14 protein-coding genes are annotated in these 16,489 nt (G+C 74.3%); 3 read left to right on the top strand and 11 right to left on the bottom strand.

Annotated features, from left to right (window positions below):
* Positions 1 to 57 precede the first annotated feature (57 nt).
* The 8 genes from BLW85_RS27885 to rimP all read right to left on the bottom strand — a co-directional run bounded on the left by BLW85_RS27885 (position 58) and on the right by rimP (position 10,915).
* A complete protein-coding gene (locus tag BLW85_RS27885) occupies positions 58 to 3,663 on the bottom strand; it encodes a S1 family peptidase (protein ID WP_244174921.1) in 3,606 nt (1,201 codons plus the stop codon).
* A 253-nt stretch (positions 3,664 to 3,916) separates the two neighbouring features.
* Positions 3,917 to 4,822, bottom strand: a complete 906-nt coding sequence (gene truB, locus BLW85_RS27880) for a tRNA pseudouridine(55) synthase TruB (RefSeq protein ID WP_074993588.1) — start codon at positions 4,820 to 4,822, stop codon at positions 3,917 to 3,919.
* A complete protein-coding gene (rbfA, locus tag BLW85_RS27875; RefSeq protein ID WP_070022156.1) occupies positions 4,819 to 5,271 on the bottom strand; it encodes a 30S ribosome-binding factor RbfA in 453 nt (150 codons plus the stop codon). The genes truB and rbfA overlap by 4 nt, the downstream gene beginning before the upstream one ends.
* A gap of 44 nt (positions 5,272 to 5,315) precedes the next feature.
* Entirely contained in the window at positions 5,316 to 5,609 is a 294-nt protein-coding gene (locus BLW85_RS27870; RefSeq protein ID WP_070022158.1) for a DUF503 domain-containing protein, read from the bottom strand.
* Positions 5,610 to 5,822: 213 nt separating this feature from the next.
* On the bottom strand, positions 5,823 to 8,840 hold the full coding sequence (infB, locus tag BLW85_RS27865) for a translation initiation factor IF-2 (protein ID WP_074993586.1): 3,018 nt from the start codon (positions 8,838 to 8,840) through the stop codon (positions 5,823 to 5,825).
* A gap of 144 nt (positions 8,841 to 8,984) precedes the next feature.
* Positions 8,985 to 9,281: a YlxR family protein gene (locus tag BLW85_RS27860; RefSeq protein ID WP_071828835.1), complete on the bottom strand. Its 297-nt coding sequence runs from the start codon at positions 9,279 to 9,281 to the stop codon at positions 8,985 to 8,987.
* A 135-nt stretch (positions 9,282 to 9,416) separates the two neighbouring features.
* Positions 9,417 to 10,403, bottom strand: coding sequence for a transcription termination factor NusA (gene nusA, locus BLW85_RS27855; protein ID WP_070022164.1), 987 nt, complete (start codon positions 10,401 to 10,403; stop codon positions 9,417 to 9,419).
* Positions 10,404 to 10,405: 2 nt separating this feature from the next.
* A complete protein-coding gene (rimP, locus tag BLW85_RS27850; RefSeq protein ID WP_070022170.1) occupies positions 10,406 to 10,915 on the bottom strand; it encodes a ribosome maturation factor RimP in 510 nt (169 codons plus the stop codon).
* A 272-nt stretch (positions 10,916 to 11,187) separates the two neighbouring features.
* On the opposite strand from rimP, the gene BLW85_RS27840 reads away from it, so the two are divergent.
* Genes BLW85_RS27840 through BLW85_RS27830 form a run of 3 tightly spaced genes read left to right on the top strand, consistent with a single transcriptional unit; the run spans position 11,188 to position 13,137 of the window.
* Complete coding sequence (locus tag BLW85_RS27840; protein ID WP_074993583.1) at positions 11,188 to 11,703, top strand: hypothetical protein; 516 nt, start codon at positions 11,188 to 11,190, stop codon at positions 11,701 to 11,703.
* Positions 11,700 to 12,194, top strand: coding sequence for a ferritin-like domain-containing protein (locus tag BLW85_RS27835; RefSeq protein WP_070022175.1), 495 nt, complete (start codon positions 11,700 to 11,702; stop codon positions 12,192 to 12,194). The genes BLW85_RS27840 and BLW85_RS27835 overlap by 4 nt, the downstream gene beginning before the upstream one ends.
* Before the next feature lie 34 nt (positions 12,195 to 12,228).
* Positions 12,229 to 13,137 (top strand): aminoglycoside phosphotransferase family protein, encoded by a 909-nt coding sequence (locus BLW85_RS27830; protein WP_074993580.1) that lies wholly within the window; start codon positions 12,229 to 12,231, stop codon positions 13,135 to 13,137.
* An 80-nt stretch (positions 13,138 to 13,217) separates the two neighbouring features.
* On the opposite strand, the gene BLW85_RS27825 is transcribed toward BLW85_RS27830, so the two are convergent.
* The 3 genes from BLW85_RS27825 to BLW85_RS27815 form a co-directional block, all read right to left on the bottom strand.
* Complete coding sequence (locus BLW85_RS27825; RefSeq protein WP_070022179.1) at positions 13,218 to 14,921, bottom strand: proline--tRNA ligase; 1,704 nt, start codon at positions 14,919 to 14,921, stop codon at positions 13,218 to 13,220.
* Positions 14,922 to 14,995: 74 nt separating this feature from the next.
* Complete coding sequence (locus BLW85_RS27820; RefSeq protein WP_070022182.1) at positions 14,996 to 15,526, bottom strand: GNAT family N-acetyltransferase; 531 nt, start codon at positions 15,524 to 15,526, stop codon at positions 14,996 to 14,998.
* 19 nt (positions 15,527 to 15,545) lie between these two features.
* Positions 15,546 to 16,394 (bottom strand): GNAT family N-acetyltransferase, encoded by an 849-nt coding sequence (locus BLW85_RS27815; RefSeq protein ID WP_074993577.1) that lies wholly within the window; start codon positions 16,392 to 16,394, stop codon positions 15,546 to 15,548.
* Positions 16,395 to 16,489 lie beyond the last annotated feature (95 nt).

Raw genomic sequence — 16,489 nt, 5'->3', positions numbered from 1 at the left:
CATCGGTAGGGGCGCTGTGACCTGGCGCACGTCGCCCGCGGCGGTGTGAGAGCGGTCTCAGGCCGGTACGCGGGTTCCCGCCAGGTTCTCCAGGGTGCGGCGGGTGCTGGGGCCGACGACGGCGGCCCAGTCGTCCGGGGCGTCGGCGAGCCAGCGGGTCATCCGGGCGGCGAAGCCGGGGACGTGCCGGGCCAGGTCGACCAGGGCGCGGTCGAAGCGGGTGGCGCCCTCCGGGGTGCGGCCGAGGAGCAGCCCGGTGCGGTGGACCAGGCCGCGCTCCGCGGAGCCTTCGCCCCCCGCCGCCGCGTGCAGGACGGCGTCCAGCACGGACGGTTCCCGCTCGCGGTCGAGCAGGAACTCCAGAAGTTCGCGGCGCGGTGAGCCGGGGGCGGCGAGGACGGTGGCGAGGGCGGCCCGCAGTGGCTCGGGGCCGTCCTTGAGCAGGCCGGTGACCAGGGGGAACAGCGCCGGGTGGGTGGGGACCCGGGCCAGCCTGCGGTCGACGGCGGCGGCGACGCGGCCGGCGGTCTCCGGGTGCGGCCGCACCGCCTCGCGCAGCAGGCCGGCGGCGCGGCGGGCGAGGGCCGGGGTGGTGGCGTCGGTGAGCAGGCGCCACAGACACCGGGCCGCCTCCCGGTGCGGGCCGCGCAGCCGGGTCCGGAAGGCCTCCAGGACCGGTTCCGGATGCGTGGTCAGGGCGGGCAGCAGGGCGGTCGGCGGGATGAGCGGGTCGCCGTCGGCGAAGTGGCGCAGCGTCTCGGTCAGATGCCGTTCGCGGGAGCCAGGGTCGCCGGCCAGGAGGGCGTGGGCGGCGCCGTGCAGGGCGGGGTCGGCGGGGCGGGCGAGCAGGGCGCGGGCGGTGCGGCAGAGCAGTTCCCGGTCGGCGGCCGTGCGCGCGTGCGGGGCGGCGCGCAGCCCGAGGGTCGCCGCGGCCGTGTGCCGGGCGGGTGCCTCCTCGCGCGCCCAGCGGTCCACGGCCCGGCAGAGCGCGGACGGCTCCTCCTCGGCGAGCACGGCGAGCAGTTCCTCGGCGCGCGGGTGGCCGCCGGCCGCCAGCACCTCGGTCAGCTCGTCCAGCGCGCCGTGCCGATGGGTGTGCAGCAGGGCCTGCGCGGCGGTCGCCACGGTGGCGTGCGGGGTCGCGGGCAGCGGCCGCTCGTCCGTGAACCAGCGGACCAGCCGCGGCTGTACGGCGCGGGGGTCGGCGGCGAGCAGCCGGGCCACGGCGTCGAGGTAGCGCTCGCCGGGCGCGGGCGGCGCCTGGTCGGCGAGGACGAGCCGGCGCAGCAGGTCCAGGCGCCCGGCGCAGGACAGCGGCAGGGCGGTCCAGAAGTCCGGGCCGAACTCCCCCGGCACCGGCCGCCGTTCGGCTCGCCAGGCCACCAGCCGCTCGGCGAGCAGCCGCAGCACCTCGGTGTACGGCGCCGCGTCCGGCACCTGGAGCAGGGTCCCGGCGAGCAGCCGGGCGGCCCACCAGGAGTCGGTGTCCAGGTCCAGGGCGTCCACCAACTCTCGTAGCTTGAAGGAGAGTTGGCGTTCTCCTTGGCGGCGGCCCAGATGCAGCAGGGCCTGTACCACGGGTCCGATGCGGTGGCGCGGCACGGGTGGCGCGTCCCGCGGGTCGGTCCGCGGGTCGCGGGCGCGGTGCACCAGGGCGTGCACGGCCTGGTCCAGGTCGAGGTGCATGCCCTGGAGCCAGTCGGCCAGTTCCTCGTGCGCGAAGCGGTGGCCGCGGCCGGCCGGCACCAGCAGGCCCTCGGCGAGCACGGCGGAGGCCCAGCCGGTGCCGCCGCCGAGCCGGGCGGGCGCCGGTCCCCAGGGGAACACCGCCTCGAAGGTCTCCCGGTCCAGCTCGCCCGGCCCGAGGCTTCGCCGGGCGGCCTCGTGCACCTGCCCGGCGACCCGTGCGGCCAGCCGTCGTACGGCGGTGCCGCGCAGCCCCCGCTCGGCGGCGAGCCGCACCGCGACGCGCAGGCACACCAGGTCGAGGTGGGCCTCGAACACCTGGTGCCGGTCGACGGGTCCGGCGGGCGGCGCCGCCGGGAGGGCTGCCCACACCTCGGACAGCAGGCGCAGGGTGAGCGGATGCCGGGCGTCCCGCCGGGCGGGCAGACCCTCGGGAATCCCATAGCGGGCGCGCGCCCGGCGGGCCTCCCCGGCGCCGAGGTCGCCCACGCGCACGCACGGCAGCGACCGGAGGGCGGCCTGCTCCCAGTACTCCTCGCGGCAGGCCACCACCAGCCGGGCGCCGACGGCCCGCAGCCACGCGGTCGTGCCGTCGGTCCACTCGCGGAGCCGGTGGGCGGGCGTGCGGGGCATCTCCTCGGGGCCGTCGAGCAGGAGCAGCAGCGGACGGCCCGCGCGGGCGGCGAGCCGGGCCACGTGCTCGGGGGTGACGTCCGGGAGGTCGAGCCGACGCGCGGCGGCGATGATGCGGGCGGCGCGCTCCAGGGCGCGGCGGGCGGCGTCGGCCACCGAGCCGTCGGTCTCCGCCAGGTCGGCGCCGCGCAGCCAGAGGGTGGGGGCGGGCCGCTCGCCCCGGCCGCGGCGGGCGGCGAACGCCGCGAGTTCCGTCGTGCGGCCGCTGCCCGGGGCGCCGACCAGCCCGAGCACGGGTTGCTCGCCGTCGGCGAAGTCGCTCAGCCGCCGGGCCACGTCGGCGCGTTCGACGGGCTCCACGGGGGGTTCGGGCGGTCCGTCCTGGCCCACCGAGGTGGCGGTCAGTTCCAGGACGCCGGCCAGGTTGAGGTCGGCGCCGTAGGCGGGCACGGTGGCCGCGTTGCGGGCGAGCAGCTCGGCGAGGGGGCCGTCGGCGGGGTGCGGCGGCACCGCGAAGCCGGCGTCGCGGTGCGGGGCGTGCAACGCGGTGCCGACCACGCCGAGGACGGCGCCGGTACGGGCGTCCAGCACCGGTCCCCCGGCCGCCCCGCCGCCGCTCCGCAGCGCGTCCCGGCCCGCCGTGCCGATGGCCAGTTCCAGCGCGGTCACGAGATGGCCGCCGTACGACACCTCGGCGGCGGCCAGCACCCGGGCCTCCCGCCAGCAGCCGGCCGCGAGCCGCACGTACGTCCCGGCCTCGGCCTCCTCCCGTGCGGCCAGTGGCAGCGGGGGCGCGCCCAGGCCCTCGGTGCGCACCAGGGCGAGATCGCGCTCGGGGAGTTCGGTCACGGCGTCGGCGCCGACCACCTGGGTGCGGTCCCCGGCGCGCAGCACCAGCCGGTCGAGGCCGGCCACGGCTTCGTGGCTGGTGAGCAGGGTGCCGTGGTGATCGGCGAGGAAACCGAGGCCGCGGGGGCGGCCGGCGGGGTCGTGGATGCGGACCAGGGGGTCGGCTCCGGTGGCGGGAACGGCCGGGAGGGGGGTGTGCGACCGGACGACGGCCCGCGGCACCGTCCGCAGACCCCAGCCGGGGTCCACCCCGCCGGTCGCGCGGTACGCGGGCTCCCGCGAGCCGGGTGCCGGGTCCGTGCCGTCGGCCGTGTCCCCGCCCTGGCGGGCGAAGGCCCGCCCGGTGCGGGCCGCGTCCGGCACGTCCGTTGCGTGGGCGCGCCCGTCCCGGGCCGTCCGCTCCGCGTCCCGCGGTTCCGCCCCGCTCACCGTGCCACCCGTGCCGTGCAGCGTCTCGTCGTGGGCGCTGTCGGATCGCGGGATTCGTGTCGTCATGGTCGTGCCTCCCCGCCCGTGCCCCGTGCCCCGTGCCTGTGCCGACGGTAGGCACGCGATGATCGTCGAGGCGGGGCGGACGCGGAACGCGCCCCCTTCCGCTCCCCCGGTTCACTCCGAGCGCCCGGCCGCTCGGGTGAATACGCGGGGGCCGCTGGATATCCCTAGGGGTGGGGGGAGGGGGAACCGTGGGGCGGCGGCAGGGGGCAGGCACCCCGTGCCCGGCCGCCGCTCCACGGGCGAGGGCCTCGGCTCAGCCGAAGACGGCGAGGCTCTTGGCCTTGCCCTTGTGCAGCTCCACGAGCGCCAGGAAGCGGCCCTCGGGGTCGAACACGGCGACGGGACCGGCGTCCGCGTACTCGTCGGGCATGTCCAGGCGGACCCCGTTCAGCAGCAGCCGGGCGCGCCGGGTGTCCACCTCCCAGCGCGGGAAGGCGGCCGTGGCGGCCTCCGCGATCGGCATCACGGTCAGCTCCTGCTGGAGCTGGTCCAGCGTCTTGGCCGCGTCCAGCTTGTACGGCCCCACGCGGGTGCGGCGCAGCGCCGTCAGGTGGCCGCCGACGCCCAGACCGGCGCCCAGGTCGCGGGCGAGGGCGCGGATGTAGGTGCCGGAGGAGCAGACGACGGAGACGACCAGGTCCAGCACGGCGGTGCCGTCCTCGGCGACCGCGTCCCGGACGTCGTACACCGTGAAGGAGGAGACGGTCACGGGCCGGGCCGGGATCTCGAACTCCTCGCCCTCCCGGGCCCGCTTGTAGGACCGGACGCCGTCGATCTTGATGGCGCTGACCTTGGACGGCACCTGCATGATGTCGCCGGTCAGCTTGGCGATGCCGGCGTCGATGGCCGCCCGGGTCACCTTGGAGGCGTCGGTGGACGAGGTGATCTCGCCCTCGGCGTCGTCGGTGAGGGTGTTCTGGCCCAGGCGTACGGTGCCCAGGTACTCCTTCTCGGTCAGTGCGAGGTGCCCGAGGAGCTTGGTGGCCCGCTCGACGCCGAGGACCAGGACGCCGGTCGCCATGGGGTCGAGGGTGCCGGCGTGGCCGACCCGGCGGGTCCGGGCGATCCCACGCATCTTGGCGACCACGTCGTGCGAAGTGAAGCCCGACGGCTTGTCGACGATGACAAGGCCGTCGGGCGTGGTGTGCTTCTGGGTCATTCCGCGGCGTCGCCGTCCGTCTCGTCGTCCGCCGGCTTGCGGTAGGGGTCCGCGCCGCCCGCGTAGCTGGCGCCCGCGGAGTTCTCGCGCACCTTGGCGTCGGACTGCCGGGCCTTGTCGAGGAGGTCCTCGATGGTCCGGGCGGTGTCCGGCAGGGCGTCCGCGACGAAGGTCAGGGTCGGCGTGAACTTCACGCCGGCCGCACGGCCCACCTCGGAGCGCAGGATGCCCTTGGCGCTCTCCAGGCCGGCCGCGGCGGCCTTCCGCTCCTCGTCGTCCCCGTACACCGTGTAGAAGACGGTCGCCTCCCGGAGGTCACCCGTGACCCGGGTGTCCGTGATGGTGACGTGCGAGCCGAGCCGCGGGTCCTTGATCCCGCGCTGCAGCTTCTGGGCCACCACCTCTCGGATGAGGTCCGCCAGCCTTTTCGCCCGCGCGTTGTCGGCCACTGGTCCAGCTCCCGTTCTTTCCTGATCTTGGTTCTGTGGTTTCGTCAGTCGTCTTCGCCGTGGAAGCGGCGTCGTACGGACAGCAGCTCCACCTCGGGGCGGCCGGCGACCAGCCGTTCGCATCGGTCCAGTACGTCGGTGAGGTGGGCCGCGTCGCCCGAGACCACCGCGAGGCCGATGACCGCCCGGCGGTGGAGGTTCATGTGATCCACCTCCGCCGCGCTCACCGCGTACTTCCGCTGGAGCTCGGCCACGATCGGGCGGACGACGGAGCGCTTCTCCTTCAGCGAGTGGACGTCGCCGAGGAGGAGGTCGAAGGACAGAGTCCCCACGTACATGTGTGTTGCCGGTTCACCCGCCGGTACGGGATCGATGGCCCCTGGGCCGGGTGGCCGGGGACATCAAGAAACGGTACCGCGTACCCGCCGGTGGCTCGACAGGGTTTCGGCGCGGGCGGGCGCCGGGGCCGCCCCGGGCCCTGAAACGGCCCGCAACGGCGCGCTGGCCGACGGGACCGGAAGGTCCCGTCGGCCAGCGGCAACCGGTGGCTGTTACGCCCGCGGCTTCTCGCGCATCTCGTACGTCGCGATGACGTCGTCGACCTTGATGTCGTTGAAGTTGCCGAGGTTGATACCGCCCTCGAAGCCTTCGCGGATCTCGGTGACGTCGTCCTTGAAGCGACGCAGGCCCTCGATGGTGAGGTTCTCCGCGACCACCTTGCCGTCCCGGATGAGACGGGCCTTGGTGTTGCGGCGGACCTCGCCGGACCGGATGAGGACACCGGCGATGTTGCCCAGCTTGGACGACTTGAAGACCTCGCGGATCTCCGCCGTACCCAGCTCGACCTCTTCGTACTCCGGCTTGAGCATGCCCTTGAGGGCCGCCTCGATCTCCTCGATCGCCTGGTAGATGACCGAGTAGTACCGGACGTCCACGCCCTCGCGCTCGGCCATCTGCGCGGCACGGCCGGCCGCACGGACGTTGAAGCCGATGACGATGGCGTCGGAGCCCATGGCCAGGTCGATGTCGGACTCCGTGACCGCACCGACGCCGCGGTGCAGGACGCGGATGTCGACCTCTTCGCCGACGTCCAGCTGGAGCAGCGAGGACTCGAGGGCCTCGACCGAACCGGAAGCGTCACCCTTGATGATCAGGTTCAGCTGCTGGACCTCGCCGGCCTTGAGCACCTTGTCCAGGTCCTCGAGGGACACACGGCGCGTGCGCTTGGCGAAGGCCGCGTTGCGCTCGCGGGCGGCGCGCTTCTCCGCGATCTGACGGGCCGTACGGTCCTCGTCCACCACGATGAAGTTGTCGCCGGCACCCGGGACGTTGGTCAGGCCCAGGACCTGGACCGGCGTCGACGGGCCCGCCTCGGCCACGTTGTTGCCGCTGTCGTCCAGCATCGCGCGGACACGGCCGTACGCGTCGCCGACCACCATGGTGTCGCCGACCCGCAGCGTGCCTCGCTGCACCAGGACCGTGGCGACCGCACCGCGGCCGCGGTCCAGGCGGGACTCGATCGAGATGCCCTGCGCGTCCTGGTTCGGGTTGGCCCGCAGGTCGAGCGAGGCGTCGGCCGTGAGGATCACGGCCTCCAGCAGCGAGTCGATGTGCAGACCCTGCTTGGCGGAGATGTCGACGAACATCGTGTCGCCGCCGTACTCCTCGGCCACCAGGCCGTACTCGGTCAGCTGACCGCGCACCTTGGTCGGGTCCGCGCCCTCGACGTCGATCTTGTTGACCGCGACCACGATCGGCACGTCGGCCGCCTTGGCGTGGTTGAGCGCCTCGACCGTCTGCGGCATGACGCCGTCGTTGGCCGCGACGACCAGGATCGCGATGTCCGTCGACTTCGCACCGCGGGCACGCATGGCGGTGAACGCCTCGTGACCCGGGGTGTCGATGAAGGTGATCGCGCGGTCCTCGCCGTTGACCTCGGTCGCGACCTGGTAGGCACCGATGTGCTGGGTGATGCCGCCGGCCTCGCCCGCGATGACGTTCGTCTTGCGGATGGCGTCGAGCAGTCGGGTCTTACCGTGGTCGACGTGACCCATGACGGTCACGACCGGCGGACGGACGACCAGGTCCTCCTCGGTGCCCTCGTCCTCGCCGAACTCCAGGTCGAAGGACTCGAGCAGCTCGCGGTCCTCCTCCTCGGGGCTGACGATCTGGACGTTGTAGTTCATCTCGTCGGCCAGGAGCTGCAGCGTCTCGTCGGAGACGGACTGCGTGGCCGTGACCATCTCGCCGAGGTTCATCATGACCGCGACGAGGGACGCCGGGTTGGCGTTGATCTTCTCGGCGAAGTCGGTGAGCGACGCGCCGCGGGAGAGACGGATGGTCTCGCCGTTGCCGCGCGGCAGCATCACGCCGCCGACGCTCGGGGCCTGCATGGCCTCGTACTCCTGGCGACGCTGCCGCTTCGACTTGCGACCGCGACGCGCGGGACCGCCGGGACGGCCGAAGGCGCCCTGCGTGCCACCGCGGCCACCGGGACCGCCGGGACGGCCACCGAAGCCGGGACGACCGCCGCCACCGGGGCCGCCGCCGAAGCCGCCGCCACCGGGACGACCGGCGAAACCGCCGCCGCCACCCGGACGGGCACCGCCGCCGCCACCGGGACGACCGGCGAAGCCGGGACGGCCACCGCCGCCGCCACCACCGGGACGACCGGCACCGGCCGGACCACGGCCGCCGGGGCCGGGACGCGGGCCGGCAGCGGGACGCTGCGGCATCATGCCGGGGTTCGGACGCGGACCGCCGGGACGGGGACCGCCCTGCGGACGGGGCATCGAGCCCGGAGTCGGACGCGGACCGCCGGGAGCCTGCGGACGCGGACCGCCGCCCTGGGCGCCGGGCGCCTGCGGACGGGGGCCGGCACCGGGGGCGCCGCCGGGACGCGGACCACCCTGCGGACGGGGCGCCTGCGGGCGCGCCATGCCGGTGGAGCCGCCGGAGGTGAAGGGGTTGTTGCCCGGGCGCGGACCGGACGGACGGGCACCCGGACGCGGGGCCTGGCCACCGGGACGCGGCGCGCCCTGGCCGGAACGGCCCTGGCCCTGACCGGGACCGCTGGGGCGGGCACCGGGCTTGGGGGCACCGGGACGGGCGCCGGGACGCGGACCCTGCGCGGCCGGGGCCTGCGGGGTCTGGGCGGCCGGGGCCGGCGGAGCGGTGAACTCCGGGGCGGCCGGGGCCGGACGCGGCGCGGGCTTCGGACCCGGAACGGGACGCGGGCCCGGGGCCGGCGCGGGCGCCGACGGGGCAGCCGGCTGCTGCGCGGCGGGCGTCGCGGGCTTGGGGGCCGCGGGCGCCGGCTTCGGGGCAGCCGGACGGGCCGCCTGCGCCGGGGAGGGCGCGGCGGGCTTGGGGGAAGCCTTGCGCGGGGCGGGCTTGGCGGACTTGCCATTGCCACCCTGGAAGGCGTCGGTCAGCTTGCGTACAACCGGCGCTTCGATGGTCGAAGACGCCGAACGGACGAATTCACCGAGTTCCTGGAGCTTGGCCATGACGACCTTGCTCTCGACACCGAACTCCTTGGCGAGTTCGTAGACCCGGACCTTAGCCACTTCGCTCCTTTGAGGTCCGGGTGAAGCCGGACCGTCGCTAGTTCATGGGCGTACTCATCGCGTACTCATCGAGTGCTCATCGCAATCTCGACCTGCTTTCGACTCGCGAGGTACCAAACCGAACGGTTTTCCGTACGGCATGTCTTACGGCGTTGCCTGCTCGGCAACTGTTGCCTGCTCGACGTGTCGGCGCAACGCCTTTGTGTCGAGCGCTCCCGGGGCGCGCAGTGCCCGCGGCAACGCCCGGCGGCGTACCGCCTGGTCGAGACAGACCAGGGCGGGGTGCAGATACGCACCCCGGCCGGGCAGCGTACCGCGAGGATCGGGGACGCATGCGTCCTCGCTCCGCACGATCCGCAGGAGATCGTCCTTGGCCGCCCGCTCCCGGCACCCCACACAGGTGCGTTCAGGGCATGCTCCGGCGTGCGTCCGGCCAGACACGGCTAAGTCTACCTCCCCGCACCGACCTCACCCCTTCGGGGCAAAGATCGAACGGCTGTTGTCCGTAATCCAAGCCACACGCGGCCTGGATCTATTCCCCGGCGGCCGCTCCGGCCGCCGCCCGGTTCCGGAGTCCTACTCCGCCGCCTGCTCGGTGTCGGGCCGGATGTCGATGCGCCAGCCGGTGAGCCGGGCGGCGAGGCGGGCGTTCTGGCCCTCCTTGCCGATCGCCAGCGAGAGCTGGTAGTCCGGCACGGTCACCCGGGCGGAGCGGGCGGCCAGGTCGACGACCTCGACCTTGCTCACCCGAGCGGGTGACAGGGCGTTCGCCACCATCTCGGCCGGGTCGTCCGACCAGTCGACGATGTCGATCTTCTCGCCGTTCAGCTCGCCCATCACATTGCGCACCCGGCCGCCCATGGGGCCGATGCAGGCGCCCTTGGCGTTCAGGCCCGTGCGGGTGGAGCGGACGGCGATCTTGGTGCGGTGGCCGGCCTCGCGGGCGATGGCCGCGATCTCCACCGAGCCGTCGGCGATCTCCGGCACCTCCAGGGCGAAGAGCTTCTTCACCAGGTTGGGGTGGGTGCGGGACAGGGTCACGGACGGTCCGCGCACGCCCTTGGCGACCCGGACGACGTACGAGCGCAGCCGCTGGCCGTGCGGGTAGGTCTCGCCGGGCACCTGCTCCTGCACCGGCAGGATGGCCTCCAGCTTGCCGATGTCGACCAGCACGTTCTTCGGGTCGCGGCCCTGCTGGACCACGCCGGTGACGATGTCGCCCTCGCGCCCCGCGTACTCGCCGAGCGTCGCGTCGTCCTCCGCGTCGCGCAGCCGCTGGAGGATCACCTGCTTGGCGGTGGTGGCGGCGATCCGGCCGAAGCCCGAGGGGGTGTCGTCGAACTCGCGCGGCTCCTGCCCCTCTTCCAGGTCCTCGGGCTCCTCCTTCGCCCACACGGTCACATGCCCGGTCTCCCGGTTGAGCTCCACGCGCGCGTGTCGGCGGCTTCCCTCGGTGCGGTGGTAGGCGATGAGGAGGGCCGACTCGATCGCCTCGACCAGCAGGTCGAAGGAGATCTCCTTCTCCCTGACCAAGCCCCGCAGGGCGCTCATGTCGATGTCCACGGCTACGCCTCCTCCTCTTCCTTCTTGTCCTTCTTGTCCTTGCGGTTGAACTCGACCTGAACGCGCGCCTTCTCGATCTCCGGGAAGGCGAGGCGGCGGTGGGTGGCCTTGCGGCCCTTGACGCCGGGCACCTCGACATCGAGGCCCTCGTCGTCCACGGTCAGGATCCGGGCGACCAGCTCGCCGCCCTCGGTCAGCTGGAACTTCACGAGCCGGTCGGTGGCGCGCACGAAGTGCCGGTGCTCGGTGAGGGGGCGCTCCGCGCCGGGGGTTCCGACCTCCAGGTCGTACGCGTCCTCGCCCATCGCGTCGGTCTCGTCCAGCTTCGCCGAGAGCGCACGGCTCACATCGGCGATCGCGTCCAGGTCCGCCCCGGAGTCGGAGTCGACGACCACGCGCAGCACCCGCTTGCGTCCGACGGAGTCGACGGCGATCTCTTCGAGATCCAGCCCCTGGGAGGTGACGAGCGGTTCCAGCAGCTCTCGCAGCCTCTCGCTCTGGGTGGTGCTCATCCGGGTGACTCCTCGGCCGCGTGTGCTGTTGTGGGATGGGTCGCGTGTCTGGTCAAAGGGTATCCGGTCGCGGGGAGTGTTGCCGTCCACCTGTGGACGACCCGGTCCGGCCGGCGGGCGGCGGGACGGGTGAGCCCCGGTGGTGGCGGACGGTGCCGGTGAGTGGGTTCGGACTGGTGCGCGGGTACGGTGATCACGGGCGTGCCGCCCGTCGCCGCTCATCGTGTTGTCGTAGCTCTTCTTGTCGTACGAGTTCTCCGAGGACGTCTGCCGTGCCGTATCCCTCGCCACCGCGCATCCCCTCGGGGCCGCGCCGAAGAACCCTGCTCGCCTCGGCCGCGAGCGCCGCCCTGCTGGCCGGCTGCACGGCCGGCGCGGACTCCGGCGGCACCGGCCCCTCGGCCACCGTCCGGGCCCGCGCCCGGGCGGCCGGGGACAGCAGGGAGCTGCTGGCGCGCTACGACGCCGTGCTCGCGGCCTTCCCGGGCCTCACGGGGCGGCTGCACCCGCTGCGCACCGAGGTCGCGGCGCACGTCGCCGCGTTCACGCAGGGCACGACCCCCACGGCGACCCCGTCGGGTTCCGCCTCCCCCTCCGCCTCCCCGTCCCCCGTGCCGGCGACCGAGAAGGACGCTCTGGCCTCGCTCGCCGCGGCCGAGCGGACGCTCGCCGACCGGCGGGCCCGGGAGCTGCTGGACGTACCGGGCGAGCCGGCCCGGCTGCTGGCCTCGGTGGCGGCGGCCGGGGCCGCGCACGCGTACCTGCTGACGACGGGGGGAACCAAGTGAGCGACGAGTCCGGACGGTCGGCCGAACTGACCGCGTTGCAGGCCGCGTTGGCGGCGGAGCACGCGGCGGTGTACGGGTACGGCGTGGTCGGCGGCCGGATCGACGACCGGCGCCGCGCCACGGCGAAGGCCGCGTACGACGCCCACCGGGCGCGCCGGGACGCGCTGGCGCGCGAGGTGCGGGACCTGGGCGGCAGGCCGGTGGCGGCGAGCGCCGCCTACGCGCTGCCGTTCCCGGTGCGCGACTCCGCCGACGCGGTGCGGCTCGCCGCCCGGCTGGAGGACCGGGTGGCCGGGGTCTACGCCGACCTGGTGCGGGCGGCGACCGGGACGCGGCGCGCCTCGGCCGCGGCGTCGCTGCGGGAGGCGGCGGTGCGGGCGGTGGGCTGGAGCGGGCACGGCGTAGCCTTCCCGGGGCTCGCCGAGCGGGCGGGCGAGGGCACCGGGGCGGCGGGTACGACGCCGTCGGGGTCCGCCACGGCGACCCGCTGACCACAGGATCCACGAGGAAGGGAACGGCTCGCGCATGGCTTTCGAACCGCCGCGGCGCCTGGTGCGGGCGCTCGGGGAGACGGCGCCGGCCGGGGACGACTGGCTGGCCGGGCTGCCCGAGGCGGCCGAACGGGCCGTGGCGCGGCGGGAGTTGACCGTCGAGCGGGTGCAGGTGCCGGGCGGCCGCAGCAGTCTGGTGCTGCTGGTACGGCTGCCGGACGGCACACCGGGCGTGCTGAAGCTGGCCCCGCCGCGGGCCCGGCCGGAGAGCGAGCGGGCGGCGCTGGCGCACTGGGGCGGGCTGGGCGCCGTACTGCTGCTGTCGGCGGACGCGCAGGACGCCGCGGAGGGGGCGCTGCTCCTCGAACGGCTGCACCCGGACGTCTCGGTGCGGTCGCTGCCGGAGGCGAAGGCCCTGCTGGAGGCCGCGGGCACGCTGCGCCGGCTGTGGGTGACGCCGCCCGCGGGCCACGCCTTCGAGACCGTGGCGGAGCGCACCGGGCGGCAGGCGGCGGCGATGTCCGCGGACGCGGAGCGGGACCCGGAGCTGGCCCCGCTGGTCGACGCGGCGCTGTCGGCGCGCGAGGCGCTGCTGGCGGATCCGCCCGAGGAGCGGTTGCTGCACGGCACGTTCCGGCAGAGCAAGGTGCTCGCCGGGGACCGGATGCCGTGGCTCGCGGTGGGACCCGATCCGGTGGTCGGCGAGCACGCCTTCGACCTGGCGCGGCTGGTGCGGGACCGGGTGGAGGACCTGATCGCCTCGCCCTCGGGGGCGTCCATCACCCGGCGGCGGATCAAGCGGCTCGCGGAGTCGCTGGAGGTGGACCAGGAGCGGCTGCGCGGCTGGACGCTGTTCCGGGCGGTGGAGTCCGGGGCGCGGGCGCTGCGCGTGGGACGGCCGCAGGACGGCGAACTGCTGCTGGAGTTCGCCGGGTGGCTGTAGGCGTCACCGCGCGGTGAGCGGTCCGCGGGGTGCGCGAAGGGTCCCCGCGCCCCTTGGGCGGCGGGGACCCTCGTCCGGTGTCACGCCGTGAGACGCGCGATCGCGTCCTCGACCGACAGCTCCTCGCGCTCGCCGGTCTTGCGGTCCTTCAGCTCCAGGACGCCCTCGGCCGAGCGGCGGCCGGCGACGAGGATCTGGGGCACGCCGATCAGCTCGGCGTCGGTGAACTTGACGCCCGGGGAGACGCCGGCGCGGTCGTCCACCAGGACGCGCACGCCCGCGGCAGCCAGCTTCTCGGCGACGTCGAGGGCCAGCTCGGTCTGCAGGGCCTTGCCGGCGGCGACCACGTGGACGTCGGCCGGGGCGATCTCCTTGGGCCAGCACAGGCCCTGCTCGTCGGCGGTCTGCTCGGCGAGCGCGGCGACGGCGCGGGAGACACCGATGCCGTAGGAGCCCATGGTGACGCGGACCGGCTTGCCGTTCTGGCCGAGCACGTCGAGCTTGAGGGCGTCGGCGTACTTGCGGCCCAGCTGGAAGATGTGGCCGATCTCGATGGCGCGGTCCAGCTTCAGTCCGGTGCCGCACTTCGGGCAGGGGTCGCCCTCCTGGACCACCACGACGTCCACGTAGGCGTCGACCTCGAAGTCACGGCCGGCGACGACGTTCTTGGCGTGCGTGTTCACCTTGTTGGCGCCGGTGATCCAGGCGGTGCCGGGGGCCACCCGCGGGTCGGCGATGTAGGTGACCTTCTCGCCGAGGCCCTGCGGGCCGACGTAGCCGCGCACGAGGTCGGGGCGGCCGGCGAAGTCCGACTCGGTGACCATCTCGACGGTGGCCGGGGCGAAGTGCGCCTCGACCTTGTCCATGTCGACCTCGCGGTCCCCGGGCACGCCCACGGCGACGATCTCGCCGTCCACCTTGACCAGCAGGTTCTTCAGGGTGGCGGAGGCCGGGACGCCGAGCGAGGCGGCCAGGGTCTCGATGGTCGGGGTGTCGGGGGTGGGGATCTCCTCCAGTGCGGGCACGGCCGAGCCGTCGACCGGCTGGAGGGTGTAGGTGATCGCCTCGGTGTTGGCGGCGAAGTCGCAGTTCGGGCAGTCCGCGAAGGTGTCCTCGCCGGCCTCGGCGGGGGCCAGGAACTCCTCCGACTTGGAGCCGCCCATGGCGCCGGCGGTGGCCGCGACGATGCGGTAGTCGAGGCCGAGGCGCGCGAAGACGCGCTGGTAGGCCTGGCGGTGCAGGGCGTAGGACTGGTCGAGGCCCTCGTCGGCGAGGTCGAAGGAGTACGAGTCCTTCATCAGGAACTCGCGGCCGCGCAGGATGCCGGCGCGGGGGCGGGCCTCGTCGCGGAACTTGGTCTGGATCTGGTAGAGGATCACCGGCAGGTCCTTGTAGGACGTGCACTGGTCCTTCACCAGGAGGGTGAAGATCTCCTCGTGGGTGGGGCCGAGGAGGTAGTCGCCGCCCTTGCGGTCCTTGAGCCGGAACAGCTCCTGGCCGTACTCGTCCCAGCGGCCGGTGGCGTCGTACGGCTCGCGGGGCAGCAGGGCGGGGAGCAGCACCTCCTGGGCGCCGATGGCGTCCATCTCCTCGCGCACGACCCGCTCCACGTTGGCGAGGACCTTCTTGCCCAGCGGCAGCCAGGACCAGACGCCGGCGGCGGTGCGGCGGACGTAACCGGCGCGGACGAGGAGCTTGTGGCTGAGGACCTCGGCGTCCGCCGGGTCGTCGCGCAGCGTCTTCGCCATCAACTGGGACATGCGCTGGACCGGTGCGTTGGCCATGGTTCTCGTACTCCTGCCAGATATGGGTGATGGCATAGGAGGTTAGCCGGGCGTGCCACGAGGGCGGAAATCGGTTATCGCCTGCGGAGCGGCAGGGGGGCGCCCATCACGGCGTACGGGCGCGGCGCGCTCGGGAAGTGCACCTGGCGGGCGAGGTCGACGTAGCCGAGGGAGTGGTAGAGGCCGCGGGCGGGGCTGTCGGTGTCGATCGCGGAGAGGATCGAGCGGGGTTCGGTGGCGGAGTCCGTGATGGTGGTGATCAGCCGGCGGCCGATGCCCCGGTTCTGGTGGCCGGGCAGGACGTGCAGCTCGGTGATCACGAAGGAGTCGTCCAGCCAGAAGTCGTTGCCGGCCGCGCGCAGATACGGCTCGACGACGGTCGACCACCAGTGGGTGCGGGAGTTCGGCATGCCGTAGACGAAGCCGACGAGGCGCCCCCCGGCGGTCGCGCCGAGGGCGCGGGCGCCCGGGAACTGCATGTGGCGCTGGACGATCTGACGGCGTACGGCGACTTCGTCCGGGCCGAGGCCGAACGCCACCGCTTGGACCGCCAGTGCCTCGTCCACGCGGGCCGACAGGTCCAGGGGGGCGATCGTGAGATCCATGCGGGGAGGGTACCGGGGTTCAGAAGAGCACACTCATGAAGGCGCCTATCTCCTGGAATCCCACCTTGCGGTAGGTGCGGCGCGCGGCGGTGTTGAAGTCGTTGACGTAGAGGCTGACCACGGGGGCCACGTCGGCCAGGGCGTAGCGCAGGACCGCGGCCATGGCGGGAGCGGCGAGGCCCTTGCCGCGGTGCTCGGGGGCCACCCACACGCCCTGGATCTGGCAGGCCTGGGGGGTCGCCGCGCCGATCTCGGCCTTGAAGAGGACCTTGCCGTCCTTGTCCAGGCGGGCGAAGGAGCGCCCGGAGCCGACGAGTTCGGCGACCCGGGCCTGGTAGAGCAGTCCGCCGTCGCCGGCCAGCGGGGAGACGCCGACCTCCTCGGTGAACATCGCCACGCACGCCGGCATGATCGTCTCCATCTCGTCCTTGCGGACGCGGCGGACGTAGGGGTCCGGGGCGACGGTGTCGGGCATGTGGTCGGTGACCATCAGCGGCTGGCGGGACCGGACCTCGCGGGCCGGGCCCCAGTGCGGCTCCAGCAGGTGCCAGAGTTCGGCGGTGGCGTCCGCCGGGCCGACGATGGAGGAGCAGCGCCGGCCGGACCGCCGGGCGCGCTCGGCGAAGGCGCGCACGGCGCGCGGGGTGGCGCAGATGGGGACCAGGTTGGCGCCCGCGTAGCACAGGGACGTCAGCATGCCGTCCTCGTACCAGCCCCACATCTCGCCGCCGAGGCGCCAGGGGTCGAGCCCGGCGACCCGGACGCGCGCGGTCACGAAGGCGTTCGCGACCGGCTCGCGGTCGAGAACGGCGAGCGCGGCGTCGAGGTCGCTCGGATCGAGCACCCGTGAGGTGGTCTGGGTCAACACGTGCGGGGGCCTCACCCTGGGGGTTCTGCTGATCTCCGCACTATAACCGCGCGGGCTGTGCGGTGCGTCCCCCGGCCCGGGAAGCCTGCTTCCGG

Source organism: Streptomyces misionensis, from assembly GCF_900104815.1.
GTDB lineage: Bacteria > Actinomycetota > Actinomycetes > Streptomycetales > Streptomycetaceae > Streptomyces > Streptomyces misionensis.
Note: the sequence above shows the minus strand (reverse complement) of the source record. Positions and strands in the feature narration are given on the sequence as shown.